This is a genomic window from Paraburkholderia sp. BR10923 (assembly GCF_040948765.1).
Lineage (GTDB): Bacteria > Pseudomonadota > Gammaproteobacteria > Burkholderiales > Burkholderiaceae > Paraburkholderia > Paraburkholderia youngii.
The window spans coordinates 306,696-319,573 of record NZ_JBFPKO010000009.1 but is presented as its reverse complement, the minus strand read 5'-3'; the positions used below and the strand labels follow the sequence as shown (position 1 = coordinate 319,573).

Here is a 12,878-nt window from a genome sequence, read left to right as displayed (position 1 = left end):
GCTCAGTCGGCAAAGCGCGACAGATGCGCGCGGACTTCCGCGGCGGTGCCCAGACGCAGCACCTCGGCGGCGAGCTTCTTTGCTTCGTCGGTCGTGATGCGTGCAAGCTGGGCCTTGATCGAACCGACTGCCGGAATACTTACCGAGAGCTCGTCGATGCCGAGGCCGACGAGCACCGGCACCGCCATCGCATCCGACGCGATGCCGCCGCAAATGCCGACCCATTTGCCGTGCTGGTGCGCGCCGTCGACCGTCATGCCGATCAGACGCAACACCGCCGGGTGGAGCGCGTCAGCCTGCTTCGCGAGTTGCGGATGGCCCCGGTCCATCGCGAGCGTGTATTGCGTCAGGTCGTTCGTGCCGATCGAGAAGAAGTCGACTTCGCGTGCGAGCGGCTCCGCGATCAGCGCGGCCGCCGGGACTTCGATCATGACGCCCACTTTCACGCTCGCCGCGCGATCGCCGGCTTCTTCGAGCAGGATCTTGCGCGCCGCCCGCACTTCCTCGACCGTCGTGATCATCGGGAACATCACGTGCAGGTTGCCGAGCGGCGCCGCGCGCAGGATCGCGCGCAGTTGGGTGCGGAAGATGTCGGGACGCTCGAGGCTCACGCGCACACCGCGCAGCCCGAGAAACGGGTTGTCTTCCTTCGGCAGCGGCATATACGACAGCGGTTTGTCGCCGCCGACATCGAGCGTGCGGACCACGAGCGTGCGCTCGCGGCCGAGCGCTTCCGCGACGGCGCAATATTCGGTGGCCTGTTCGTCTTCGCTTGGCGCGGTGTCGCGCGCGTCGAACAGGAACTCGGAACGCAACAGTCCGACGCCTTCCGCACCGCCAGCGACCGCGTCGCGCGCTTCCTGCGCATTGCGGATGTTCGCGACGACTTCGACGCGGTGGCCGTCGGCGGTCATTGCGAGTCTGCTTGCCGCGAGCTTTTCGTCTTCGCGTTTGGCGGCCTGGCGCCTGATGCGTTCGCGCGCCTTTTCCAGTTCCTCGGCGCTCGGATTGCGCCGCAAGCTGCCGCGCGAACCGTCGAGCACGACGGGCGTGCCGTCGGCGAGTTGCAGCGCGCGCGCGTCGATACCGCAGATCGCCGGAATGCCGAGCGAGCGCGCGAGGATCGCGACGTGGCTCGTCGCGCCGCCGGTCGTCGTGCAAAAGCCGAGCACCTTGCTGCGATCGAGCGACGTGGTGTCGGACGGCGACAGTTCCTCGGCGATCAGGATCGACTCTTCCGGCACGTCGATCTGCGCCTGCTTCACGCCGGCGAGCAGCGCGAGCACACGGCGGCCGACGTCGCGGATATCGCCGGCGCGTTCGCGCAGCAGCGGATTGTCGAGCTTTTCGAGCATGCTTGCCTGGTTCTGGAACGCATCGCGCCACGCGAACCCCGCGCCCTTTCCCTCGCTGATGCTGCTGATGGCGGCGTCGTTCAGGTCGGGATCGTCCAGCAGTTCGAGATGCGCGTCGAGAATCTGCGCTTTCGACGGATCGGTGAGCGTCGCCTTGAGCCCCTCGATCTGCTGACGCGCCTGATGCTGCGCCGCTTCGAGTTGCGCCCGTTCGCGTTGCGGCGACTCGCCCGCTTCGTTCACCTCGATCACTTGCTGGCGGAACTGCACGATCTTACCGACCGAAAGCCCCGGCGACGCGGAGACGCCGATGAATTCGTTGGCGTCGGCGGGAGCCGCCTCGCTCGGTGCCGGCACTGGCGCAACCGGCGCGCTTGACGCGGCCGCCGCGGGTGCGGGCGCATCGCCGGGCTTTTCGCCCGATCCCTCGGCAAGCAGTCGCGCGACGGTGCTGGCCGCCTCCGCCGCGTCGGGACCGCGGGCCTCGACGCGCAACTTGTCGCCGAACTTCGTTGCGAGCCCCATGAGCGCGACGACGGACTTGGCATTTGCGCTGGCGTCGCCGCGCAGCAAGCGGATCTCGGACTTGAATTTCTTCGCCTCGACCGCGACGACCGCGGCGGGCCGCGCATGCAGGCCCGCCGGATTCGGCAGCGTGATCTCGCCGGAGAGGATCGCGCCGGTGGCGCTGGCCGTATCCTTGTTCTCCCCGCTGCCGACCAGTTCGACGTACAGCGCGACGTCGGTGCCGGCGACGACGAGCCCTTTCGCGGGAACGTAGCGCGTGACGAGATCGCCATTGGCGATCACCATTTGCGTGAGCAGGCTGGTTGCTTTTGCGCCGACCACGATCGGGTCGAAGCGGATCAGCGGCGTGCCCGCCGCGACGGTGTCGCCTTCCTTGACCAACGGCATGAAGCCCTCGCCGCGCAGCATTACGGTATCGAGCCCGATGTGCAGCAGCACTTGCAGACCGTTGTCGCCGGTGATCGTTGCGGCGTGGCACGCGCTGTGGAGTTGCGTGACCTTGCCGGCAAGCGGCGATAGCAGTTCATCCGAGGTCGGATCGATCGATACGCCATCGCCGACCATCTTCTGGGCAAAGACCGGATCGGGCACGCTGTCGAGAGGAACCAGTACGCCCGACAGTGGCGCCATCAACTCGATGCGCTGAGGACGCTGAGGAGCTTTCATCGCCAAGACTCCTTGTACGTTGACGCTCGCCTGCGGTGGTTCGACTCGAGCCGCGTGAGCGCGACATTCATCCGTGCGGTCGGCACCATTGCCGGTTACGCCGCTCACCCACTTGTGAGCGGCGCACGTTACAAAAGCTCGGTGACAGGAACTCGGGAAACCCAACCACGTCGCGCACGTCGCCCGTATGCGCAAACTGCTGCTTACCCCTCGATGCGATTGCTCTCACCGGAAAGACTCGGCAGTCTGATTTCGTTCGCGCGCGACATGTCGGCTTTCAGGATGGTTGCCGCCCACGCAGCCTCGACCGGGGGTGGGCGGAGAAACGTCGGGCGCGCTGCGACGGCGTTGTTTGCGTGTGTCGGCCGCCTCGCGCCTGAGGGCGACCGGCTTGCACCGTGGTCCCGGAAAAAGGACCCGGAAAGCGCTCTGAAAGAGAGCATATGTTACTGAGCGCAGATTGCAAGACGAGACGATTTCGGAAGGGGATTTTCCGAATTTTTCTAATTCCAGGCGGAAGACCGGCACGGCAATTATTAATTGGCGCATCGCGCGGTTTTTACTTCTCTGTTTTATTCGTTTAGCGAAAGGCAGGGTCTGCTTTCATCTGCAACGACGTTCACCGTATCGAACTCGACAAGCAATTCCGCGCCCAATGAGGCGGTTATGTATGCGATCGGCATGTTGGGGCGGTTTTCTTTCCCGAAATACGTGCATTGAATTTGTTGATCAGGTCCATTCGAGCAAAACGGAATTGTTACGCTGACGCGGGGTGCCAAGTGAGCTTTAAGGTACCTTCAGGGCGCAGACTTGCCGTTTAGATGCGTTATTCCGGTCGTTTCTGCGGCTCTTGCGTGACCGACGACATGAGCGGCACTAATTCGGGTTTGTATCGAGCCAGGCAGTTGAGGATGGCGACACCGAAACGGCGAGCGATTTCGTCGTCAATCTTGTCGCCAAAGTCTGACAACAGAATGGGGAAGACCGTCCCGGTCAAAAGTGGCTGGAGAGCCGCCTCATCAACCATCTGAATGGTCAGTTCCATGTCCTCAGGAACGAAGCCGACAACGATTGATTTTGGTGGCTGGGGTGAGCGTGGAGTGTTCATATTGCTTGAGTGAATCCCATGCAACTGTTGTAGTGTAGCGCGCACGGTCCATGCACGCCTGGACTGTTCCGTATCCGCCCATTGGCTTCCCGATAGCCCAAACGGCGCACTTTAGCGCTCGAGCGAGTTGCTGAGGCGCGGAGCCGCTTGCATATGCGCCGCCCTGAGCATGGCGCATGAACCTGGCGAGCGGGGCTAGTTGGCTCGCGTCGCGCGTGAGCTCCCATGGACTCGCTGAAGCAATGAGCTGGCGGCCGGTGCGCACCTCGTCGCTGGACGTGCTGCCGCGATATTCGTGCCGCGTATGGAGCGTGCAACTGCGGTGGGCTCCCGCTTTCAAATCAATCGCCATCCGTCTCCCAAGTACTGATCAGGCCAGTCGGTATAACTATCACGGAGCCCTATTGGACACGGCGAAAAACGAAGTCCTCAAGCGGCCGCGAACACTGCAATACCGACTTGGCGGCCCGATGCAAGCACTTCGGCGCCACTTACGAGATTTTCTAACATCGTGGAAGACTGTCAACGAAACGCATCACGCCGCTGATGACGAACGCTTTCATGCCGGCGCATATGAAAGAGGCTACGCGGTCGTTTCGGCCGTTAGCGGAATATCGTCGCCCGCGCATTGTTCAGCCACACCTTCTAGTCTTTTCATCGGACGACTCTTTTTCCAACGTGAGACCCCGCCTAAAGTGTCAGGCTTCAATCTGGCATCAGGGTCATCATGCACATCGATACACCTACGACTTCAGCGTCCCTGGAAGGGAATTCAACCTCCGCAGGTCAATGGCTATCCGTCATCGCTGTTGCGGTAAGCGCGTTCGCGTTCGTCACGGCCGAGTTTTTGCCCGTCGGGCTGTTGCCACAGATCGCACATGACCTCGGCGTGTCGACTGGTGTCGCTGGTCTGATGGTCACCACGCCCGGCGTAATGGCCGCAATATTGGCGCCGACGCTGATAGTCAGCGCGGGCCGCATGGACCGCCGCTACGTTTTCCTGCTCCTCACCGCGGTACTGTTGATCGCGAACGTCGTGTGCGCGATCGCACCGAACCTCGCGATCATGCTCGTCGGACGGGCTTTGCTCGGCGGCGCGCTGGGTGGCTTCTGGACTCTGGCGACGGCGGCGGCTCCTCGACTCGTGCAAGCAAAGGATGCCGCCAAAGCAACCGCGACCATTCTGACCGGCGTGACCTGCGCAACGGTGATCGGCGTGCCGCTCGGGACTTTCATCGCGTCGTTTGCATCGTGGCGCCTCGCGTTCACCGCGACCGCGGGCCTCGTGTCGCTCGCCTTGCTGGCGCAGGCGTTCCTCGTGCCTTCGTTGCCGTCGGCATCGGCATTGCGGATCGCCGATTTCAAAACACTGCTTCACCGGCCTCATACGAGGCTGAGCATGGTGATGGTCGCGCTCGTCTTCGGCGCGCATTTCTCGACCTACACCTACATTGCTCCGCTGCTCGAACACGACTTCTCGTTGAGCGCCATCACACTGTTGCTGTTCGGATTCGGTCTGATCGGCTTCTTCTCGAATGCATTGGCGTCGATGGTGATTTCGGACCATCTGAAGAAATCCGTCGCCGCGATGGTTATGCTGCTATTGGGCGCGATGTCGTCGATGTTGCTGCTCGAGCATTCGCCGATCGGCGAGACTGCGGGGATGCTGCTGTGGGGAATCGCGTTCGGAGCGCTGCCGCTTTGCTTCAGCGTATGGATTCAGCGCAGCACGACAGACCTGCCCGAAGCGGGCTCGGCGATGTTCGTCAGCATCATCCAGGTCGCGATTGCGGCGGGTTCGGCAGTGGGAGGCACTATTGTCGACCGCGCGGGAATTCACGCTGACTTCACGCTGGGACTTGGACTCGCACTGCTCGGTCTCGTGACACTGCAACGGCTTGCTGTGCTGGAACGACCGGCCGCTGCGTCTTCTCTTGATTGCGCGTGCGATGCGTCGGCTGACTGACGGAACGCAACAAAAACAGAACAAATACGGCGCGAGACCGCACTCGCGATACCGGGCCGAGGCGACGCCGCGGCCCGCCAGGCGACGAATCCGTCACACAGCCGTCTTCACGACTCTGGGTTGAAACGGGGCGTTCAGCTGCACGTCGCCAGCGGCCTCGTTGCGGGCAGCGCTCGTCGACAGATAGCGCAAACAGCACACGCGCAGAAACGACGCGAAATTCAACGGATCTTCGCCGCGCAACGCGATCAGTTCGTCGTGAAGCTTCACGACGAACTGGGTCGTCGTCACGTCCTCGCGGTTGGCGATTTCCTGAAGCACGTCCCAGAAGAGATTTTCGAGCCTCACCGTGGTCACGACGCCGTGAATGCGCAGCGCGCGCGTACGCGACTCGTAGAGGATCGGATCAGCGTTGACATAGACGTTGCACATTCGGTCAGCCTTTCTCGCAAGTGATGACGTCGCAGGACGCGAAGCGCGCGGTGCGGTCGCTCATGCCATCATGATCGAGCGTAACACGGTTGCTCGCCCGCGATGCCGCGCTTCGGTCCTGGCGCTCCTTCAATGCGCGATGCGCGTGCCGAGCAGCGCAAGGAATTGGGCGATCCAGTTCACGTGCGAAGTCCATGCGGGTGCGGTGACGAAGTTCTCGTCGGTGATCGCGTCGGGCCAGTCGAGCGCCACGTACTCCGCGCCCGCCAGCTTCACCTCGGGCGCGCAGGCCGGATACGCGGAGATGCGCCGGCCTTCGATCACGCCCGCCGCAGCAAGCAGTTGCGCGCCGTGGCAGACCGCGGCAATCGGTTTCTTCGCTTCGGCGAAGTGGCGCACCCAGCCAATCACCTTGTCGTTGAGCCGCAGATACTCGGGGGCGCGGCCGCCGGGCACGAGCAGCGCGTCATATTTCGCGGGGTCCACCGATGCGAAGTCGGTGTTCAGCGTGAAGTTGTGTCCGCGCTTTTCAGTGTAGGTCTGATCGCCTTCGAAGTCGTGGATCGCGGTGCGAATCGCGTCGCCGGCGCGCTTGTCGGGCGCAACCACGTCCACCTTATGACCGACTGCCCCCAGTGCCTGGAACGGCACCATCAGCTCATAGTCTTCGACGAAATCACCGGCGATGATAAGAATGCGCTTTGACATGCTTCGTGTCCTCTCGAATCGGGTTGGGAAAGGCGAGGCGGACGCGCTGTCGCGGTGTGCGCAAAGCGGCCGTTGACAAGCAATATAGCGATCGACGCAGTGGGCGGGGTAATACGCGGCTAAATGCCGACCAGGGATTTCACCGAGCTGAACGCGATTCAGCCCTCAGGCGAAGGAAAAAGAGTCGCGTTCGATTCGAGCGCGACCACTCTTTTGTCATTGGAAAGGTCCACTCAACCACGCAGATTCGACACACATCGCTGCAGCACCTTGCGCAGCGTATCGACCGGGATTTCCGTTACTCCGTCCAGCATGGACGCTTCGAGCGTGTCGATCGCTGAATCGCATTCCTTCAGTACCCTGCGCCCTTCGTCGGTCAGAAACAGATGAATCAGCCGGCCGTGCGTAGGATGTCCAGCGCGTCCGACCCAACCGTTGGCCTCCATCGTCTTGACAACTTCGTTGGCCGACTGCGGCGTGATGAACGAGCGTTCGGCGAGTTTAGCGTTGGTCATCGCGCCACTGGCGCTGATTACGGAGAGCGCGGTGAATTGAGGCAAGGTCAGCCCGAATTCACCCAGCACATCGATCAAACTGCGTTTGAGCAGGCGGTCCAGTTGGCCGACCACATAGGAAACGCGGGCAGGTGGCGCACCGGTTTTCGTTGAACCGGCCTGTTTGGCAAGGGGCGTTCGCCGCTTCTCCATTGTCTTGGTCATTATCAGGTTAGCTTAGGTGTTTCTACCAGGCATATCATATTCTACTTTCAATATCAGGTGTCCTGAGACTAGACTCATCACTAATTCCGGGGGTGCCGTGGGAAGGGTTCCGATAAGTGACGCAAAGATCATTGTCAGAAATCTTCTCCTTCCCATGGCCGCTTCGTCGAACGACGAAGCGTAGCTGGCCACTGGTAATTCAATCAAAGGTCAAGGAGACGTCATGTCAAGTGTTGCTAATCGGTCGAGTGCCGTGGGCTCCAGTACTGCACTAACGTTGGCATTGTGCTTTCTCGTCGCGGTGCTGGAGGGTATCGACCTGCAGTCCACCGGCGTTGCGGCGCCTCGGATGGCGCACGAGTTCGGCTTGTCGGTCGGCCAGTTGGGGCTCGCTTTCAGCGCCGGCATGTTGGGGCTTTTACCGGGCGCGATGATCGGCGGCAGACTCGCCGACCGGATCGGCCGCAAGCGCGTTCTAATGATCTCAATGGCGGTATTCGGCATCTTCTCGATTGCGACCGCGCAGGTCTGGAGCTTCGAAAGTCTGCTGATTGCTCGCCTGCTGACGGGCATCGGGCTCGGCGGCGCGATGCCGAACCTGATCGCGTTGTCTTCCGAGGCGGTCGATCCGCGTCACCGCAACACGGCGGTCAGTGTCATGTATTGCGGTATGCCGGTCGGCGGCGCGCTTGCCGCATTGATCGCCGTGCTGAGCGCGGGTGCTACTGCGTGGCGTCATATCTTCTACGTAGGCGGAGTCGGACCGCTGCTCATCATTCCGCTGCTGATCGCGTTGCTGCCTGAGTCACGCGAATTCGCCGCCGAGTCGCGGGAATCGACTAAAGCGGACAAATCGCTGCTTTCGACGCGCGCAGTCCTGTTCGGCGAGGGGCGCGCCGCGGCGACGATCGGTATCTGGATCAGTTTCTTCTGTACGCTGATCGTTCTTTATTTCCTGCTGAACTGGTTGCCTTCGTTGACCGTGGGGCGCGGCATGAGTCGTTCGCAGGCCGGGATTGCACAGATCTTTTTCAACGTCGGCAGCGTGATTGGCGTGCTCGGCATCGGTCTGCTGATGGATCGCTTCAGACAAGGCCTGTCGGTCACGGCAATCTATGCGTGCATCGTCGGTGCGTTGGTCGCGCTTTCGCAGGTCGCCAGCATCGAGACGTTATCCGTTGCCGTGCTGTTCGCCGGCATGGGCGTCGTCGGCGCGCAGTCGATGCTGTATGCGCTGTCCGCCGCGAGCTATCCGACCAGCGTGCGGGGTACTGGCGTCGGCGCCGCGGTGGCGGTGGGACGCGTCGGTTCGATCGTCGGCCCTGCCGCCGCAGGGCAATTGCTGTCGATGGGAAAGAGCTCGGCCCTCGTTATCGGCGCGAGCGTGCCGGTGACCATCATCGCGGCGATTACGGCATTGCTCGTCATTCGCTCCAACGCCGCGAAACGCTAAGTATTCGTTGATGGACTGAGATGGCCCGGCGCTTTCGCGCCGGGCCATTTTTCATGCGTCATTCGCGATTCGTCATGCGTCGGCCCGCAAACCCAGCAAGCTGACGGCATTCTCTTTCAGAATGAGCGGCTTCACTTCGGGCTTGATGTCGAGCGTGTCGAAGTCCTCCAGCCAGCGGTCCGGCCGGATCAGCGGGAAGTCGGACGCGAACAGCACCTTGTTGCGCAACAGCGTATTCGCATACTTGACCAACTCGGGCGAAAAGTACTTCGGCGACCAGCCCGACAGATCGATATACACGTTCGGTTTATGCAGCGCGATCGACAGCGCCTGCTCCTGCCACGGCCAGGACGGATGCGCGATCACGATCTTCATGTCTGGAAAGTCGGCGGCCACATCGTCGAGATAGATCGGCTCCGAATACTTGAGGCGCAAGCCGCCGCCACCACGCATGCCCGAGCCCATGCCCGAATGTCCGCTGTGAAAGACCGCCGGCAGCCCGTACTCCGCGATCACTTCATATAGCGGGTACGCCATGCGGTCGTTGGCGAAAAAGCCCTGCATCGTAGGGTGAAACTTGAAGCCGCGCACGCCGTGCTCGTCGATGAGCCGCCGTGCTTCGCGCGCGCCGAACTTGCCTTTATGCGGATCGATGCTGGCGAACGCGATCATGATGTCGGCGTTGTTCTGCGCGAACTGCGCGACCTCTTCATTCGAAATGCGACGGCGCCCGACGTTCGCTTCGCAGTCGACGGTAAACATCACGAAGCCGATCTTGCGCTCCCGATAGTGCTCGATCGTTTCGGGAATGGTCGGGCGTCGCCCTTGTTTGAGCACGGTGCCGAAGTACTTGTCGGCGGCTTCGTCGAATTCTTTGGCAAACAGGTCTGGCGGTTGACAGCACGACACCTCGGCATGCACGTGGGTGTCGATGGCCTTCAGTTGATCGATATTCAATGGCGTCTCCTATGTGTAATTGAGGCTGATGCGTCAGGCTGCGCGAAGATTGCGCACGCATGTCGACAGCAGGTCTTTCAGCATTTGTGAACCGTGTTCATCGATTTCGCCAAGCATCGATTGCTCGACCCTGTCGGCGACACCGTCGCACTGATCCAGCAATGTTTCGCCGGCCTGCGTCAGCGACAGCAGCCCGACGCGACGGTTGAACGGATCGGCCACGCGCGTGACCCATCCGTTCGCTTCCATCGATTTGACGACCGCGCTGGCCGCTTGCGGCGTGATCAACGAGCGCTGCGCGAGCTGCGCGTTCGACGAACGCGCGCGCGCCCGCAGCACCGACAGCGCCGTGTATTGCGGCAACGTCAGACCGTGCGACGCGAGCGCTTCGGAAAGCTGCCGCGTGAGAAACTTGTCGAGCTGCCCGGCCAGGTAGGTCAGACGCACCGGAGCGGCAGCATGCCTTCGATCGCGCACGTTGCGCCGCACCGTGTCGCCTGGCGTGGTTGCGGACCCTGACGGCTTTCTCTTGATCGTCGGCATAGGCGGTTAGGGGTTTGTACCAAGACCTCTACATTGTACTTTACTTATCAGGTCGCCTGATATTAAATTGAGCTCAGGCCGCGAGGGCGGCATTGATACGGAGATGCAGATGAGTTACGAAGGACGCTGGAAAACGGTCAAGGTCGCGGTGGAAGGCGGAATCGCCTGGGTCACGTTCAATCGTCCGGAAAAGCGCAACGCGATGAGCCCGACGCTGAACAAGGAAATGATCGACGTTCTCGAGACGCTCGAACTCGACGCCGAAGCCCAGGTTCTCGTGCTGACCGGCGAGGGCAGCGCGTGGACGGCCGGCATGGACCTGAAGGAATATTTCCGCGAAGTGGATGCGGGTCCGGACGTGCTGCAGGAGCGGATTCGCCGCGACGCGAGCCGCTGGCAATGGCAATTGCTGCGCATGTACTCGAAGCCGACCATCGCGATGGTCAACGGCTGGTGCTTCGGCGGCGGCTTCTCGCCGCTGGTCGCCTGCGATCTGGCGATCGCCGCGGACGAAGCCGTGTTCGGCCTGTCCGAAATCAACTGGGGCATTCCGCCGGGCAACCTCGTGAGCAAGGCGATGGCCGATACTGTCGGGCATCGTGAAGCGCTGTACTACATCATGACGGGCGACACCTTCACGGGTCCGCAAGCCGCGAAGATGGGTCTCGTGAACAAGAGCGTGCCGCTCGCGCAACTGCGCGACGAAACGATCGCTCTCGCGGCGAAACTGCTGAACAAGAACCCGGTCGTGCTGCGCAACGCGAAGCATGGCTTCAAGCGTTCGCGCGAACTCACATGGGAGCAGAACGAAGACTACCTGTACGCGAAGCTCGACCAGGCGAATTATCGCGATCCGGAAGGCGGCCGCGAACAGGGCCTGAAGCAGTTCCTCGACGACAAGAGCATCAAGCCGGGCTTGCAGACTTACAAGCGCTAAGCGGCGCACTTCACCGCTACGACTGAGGAGACGAACACATGCATCAAACGAACCTGTTGATTGGCGGCGCGAAACGTGCCGCGTCGAACGGCAAGACTTTCGAGCGCATCAATCCCGCGACGGGCGCGGTGGCCACCCGCGCCGCCGCGGCCACCGTCGAGGACGTCGATGCAGCCGTCGCCGCCGCGGCGCGCGCGTTCCCGGCATGGGCGGCGCTCACGCCGACTGAACGGCGCAAACGCCTGCTCGCCGCCGCCGACCGCATGGACGCGCGCACGGCCGAGTTCATCGCGATCGGCGCGGCCGAAACGGGGGCGATGGCGAACTGGTACGGCTTTAACGTGATGCTCGCGGCCAACATGCTGCGCGAAGCCGCGGCGATGACCACACAGATCGACGGCGCGGTGATTCCTTCGGACGTGCCGGGCAGCCTCGCGATGGCCGTGCGTCAGCCGTGCGGCGTCGTGCTCGGCATGGCGCCGTGGAACGCGCCCGTGATTCTCGCGACGCGGGCGCTCGCGATGCCGCTCGCGTGCGGCAACACGGTCGTGCTGAAGGCGTCGGAAGGATGTCCCGGCGTGCATGCGCTGATCGGCGAAGTGCTGAACGACGCGGGTCTCGGCGAAGGCGTCGTCAACGTGCTCACGCATGCGCCGGAAGATGCGCCCGCGATCGTGGAGCGTCTGGTCGCGAATCCCGCCGTGAAGCGCGTGAATTTCACCGGATCGACGCGGGTCGGCCGCATCGTCGCCGAGCTTTCGGCGCGCCATCTGAAACCCGCGCTGCTCGAACTGGGCGGCAAGGCGCCGGTGCTCGTGCTCGACGACGCGGACCTCGACGCCGCGGTCGAAGGTATCGCGTTCGGCGCGTTCTTCAATCAAGGCCAGATCTGCATGTCGACGGAACGCGTGATCGTCGATCGCAAGGTTGCCGATGCGTTCGTCGAGAAGCTCGTCGCGAAAGCGCGCACGCTGAAGGCAGGCGATCCGACGCAGCCGGGCTCGATTCTCGGCACGCTAGAGAGCGAAGCCGCCGCGCGGCGCATTCGCGCGCTCGTCGAAGATGCCCGCGAAAAGGGTGCGAAGCTGCCGCTCGGGTGCGAGGTGAACGGCGCGATCATGCAGCCGGTGATCGTCGAGAACGTTACCCGCGAGATGAAGCTCTATGCCGACGAATCGTTCGGCCCGGTGGTGACGGTACAGCGCGTGGACGGCGATGAAGAGGCGCTGACGGTCGCCAACGATAGCGAGTATGGCTTGTCGGCGGCGGTGTTCAGCCGCGATATTGCGCGTGCGATGAACGTCGCGAAACGCATCGAGTCGGGCATCTGCCACATCAACGGCCCGACCGTGCACGACGAGGCGCAGATGCCGTTCGGCGGCGTGAAGGCGAGCGGTTATGGGCGCTTCGGCAGCAAGGCGTCGATTCCCGAGTTCACCGAGTTGCGCTGGATCACGGTGCAGACGAGCCCGCGTCATTATCCGATCTAGGCGTCGGGTCCCGGCC

Annotated in this window: 11 protein-coding genes; 4 read left to right on the top strand and 7 right to left on the bottom strand. The window is 62.5% G+C overall.

Annotated features, from left to right (window positions below):
* Positions 1 to 2: 2 nt before the first annotated feature.
* Positions 3 to 2,549 carry a phosphoenolpyruvate--protein phosphotransferase gene (gene ptsP / locus AB3X94_RS19785; protein ID WP_368612438.1) on the bottom strand — a complete coding sequence of 849 codons (2,547 nt, stop codon included), beginning with the start codon at positions 2,547 to 2,549 and terminating at the stop codon, positions 3 to 5.
* A gap of 826 nt (positions 2,550 to 3,375) precedes the next feature.
* Positions 3,376 to 3,594, bottom strand: a complete 219-nt coding sequence (locus tag AB3X94_RS19780; RefSeq protein WP_246391999.1) for a hypothetical protein — start codon at positions 3,592 to 3,594, stop codon at positions 3,376 to 3,378.
* A 790-nt stretch (positions 3,595 to 4,384) separates the two neighbouring features.
* Here AB3X94_RS19780 and AB3X94_RS19775 point away from each other — a divergent pair.
* Entirely contained in the window at positions 4,385 to 5,623 is a 1,239-nt protein-coding gene (locus AB3X94_RS19775; protein WP_368612437.1) for an MFS transporter, read from the top strand.
* A 93-nt stretch (positions 5,624 to 5,716) separates the two neighbouring features.
* Here AB3X94_RS19775 and AB3X94_RS19770 read toward each other — a convergent pair whose 3' ends face one another.
* The 3 genes from AB3X94_RS19770 to AB3X94_RS19760 form a co-directional block, all read right to left on the bottom strand.
* Complete coding sequence (locus AB3X94_RS19770; protein ID WP_176107407.1) at positions 5,717 to 6,055, bottom strand: ribbon-helix-helix domain-containing protein; 339 nt, start codon at positions 6,053 to 6,055, stop codon at positions 5,717 to 5,719.
* A gap of 129 nt (positions 6,056 to 6,184) precedes the next feature.
* Positions 6,185 to 6,763: a DJ-1/PfpI family protein gene (locus AB3X94_RS19765; protein ID WP_176107408.1), complete on the bottom strand. Its 579-nt coding sequence runs from the start codon at positions 6,761 to 6,763 to the stop codon at positions 6,185 to 6,187.
* A 233-nt stretch (positions 6,764 to 6,996) separates the two neighbouring features.
* On the bottom strand, positions 6,997 to 7,482 hold the full coding sequence (locus tag AB3X94_RS19760) for a MarR family winged helix-turn-helix transcriptional regulator (RefSeq protein WP_176107409.1): 486 nt from the start codon (positions 7,480 to 7,482) through the stop codon (positions 6,997 to 6,999).
* 223 nt (positions 7,483 to 7,705) lie between these two features.
* Between AB3X94_RS19760 and mhpT the strand changes: the two genes are divergently transcribed.
* Positions 7,706 to 8,935: a 3-(3-hydroxy-phenyl)propionate transporter MhpT gene (gene mhpT / locus AB3X94_RS19755; protein WP_176107410.1), complete on the top strand. Its 1,230-nt coding sequence runs from the start codon at positions 7,706 to 7,708 to the stop codon at positions 8,933 to 8,935.
* Between the two features lie 72 nt (positions 8,936 to 9,007).
* On the opposite strand, the gene AB3X94_RS19750 is transcribed toward mhpT, so the two are convergent.
* Both AB3X94_RS19750 and AB3X94_RS19745 read right to left on the bottom strand, forming a co-directional pair.
* A complete protein-coding gene (locus AB3X94_RS19750; RefSeq protein ID WP_368612436.1) occupies positions 9,008 to 9,892 on the bottom strand; it encodes an amidohydrolase family protein in 885 nt (294 codons plus the stop codon).
* A 33-nt stretch (positions 9,893 to 9,925) separates the two neighbouring features.
* On the bottom strand, positions 9,926 to 10,369 hold the full coding sequence (locus AB3X94_RS19745; protein WP_312883570.1) for a MarR family transcriptional regulator: 444 nt from the start codon (positions 10,367 to 10,369) through the stop codon (positions 9,926 to 9,928).
* A gap of 175 nt (positions 10,370 to 10,544) precedes the next feature.
* On the opposite strand from AB3X94_RS19745, the gene AB3X94_RS19740 reads away from it, so the two are divergent.
* Complete coding sequence (locus tag AB3X94_RS19740; protein WP_176107413.1) at positions 10,545 to 11,372, top strand: p-hydroxycinnamoyl CoA hydratase/lyase; 828 nt, start codon at positions 10,545 to 10,547, stop codon at positions 11,370 to 11,372.
* Between the two features lie 38 nt (positions 11,373 to 11,410).
* Complete coding sequence (locus AB3X94_RS19735; protein ID WP_368612435.1) at positions 11,411 to 12,862, top strand: aldehyde dehydrogenase; 1,452 nt, start codon at positions 11,411 to 11,413, stop codon at positions 12,860 to 12,862.
* Positions 12,863 to 12,878: the final 16 nt, after the last annotated feature.

Bases quoted from the DNA above. Each gene is read 5' to 3' on its own strand.
- ptsP (WP_368612438.1), bottom strand. From the start codon at position 2,549: ATGAAAGCTCCTCAGCGTCCTCAGCGCATCGAGTTGATGGCGCCACTG.
- AB3X94_RS19780 (WP_246391999.1), bottom strand. From the start codon at position 3,594: ATGGAACTGACCATTCAGATGGTTGATGAGGCGGCTCTCCAGCCACTT.
- AB3X94_RS19775 (WP_368612437.1), top strand. From the start codon at position 4,385: ATGCACATCGATACACCTACGACTTCAGCGTCCCTGGAAGGGAATTCA.
- AB3X94_RS19770 (WP_176107407.1), bottom strand. From the start codon at position 6,055: ATGTGCAACGTCTATGTCAACGCTGATCCGATCCTCTACGAGTCGCGT.
- AB3X94_RS19765 (WP_176107408.1), bottom strand. From the start codon at position 6,763: ATGTCAAAGCGCATTCTTATCATCGCCGGTGATTTCGTCGAAGACTAT.
- AB3X94_RS19760 (WP_176107409.1), bottom strand. From the start codon at position 7,482: ATGACCAAGACAATGGAGAAGCGGCGAACGCCCCTTGCCAAACAGGCC.
- mhpT (WP_176107410.1), top strand. From the start codon at position 7,706: ATGTCAAGTGTTGCTAATCGGTCGAGTGCCGTGGGCTCCAGTACTGCA.
- AB3X94_RS19740 (WP_176107413.1), top strand. From the start codon at position 10,545: ATGAGTTACGAAGGACGCTGGAAAACGGTCAAGGTCGCGGTGGAAGGC.
- AB3X94_RS19735 (WP_368612435.1), top strand. From the start codon at position 11,411: ATGCATCAAACGAACCTGTTGATTGGCGGCGCGAAACGTGCCGCGTCG.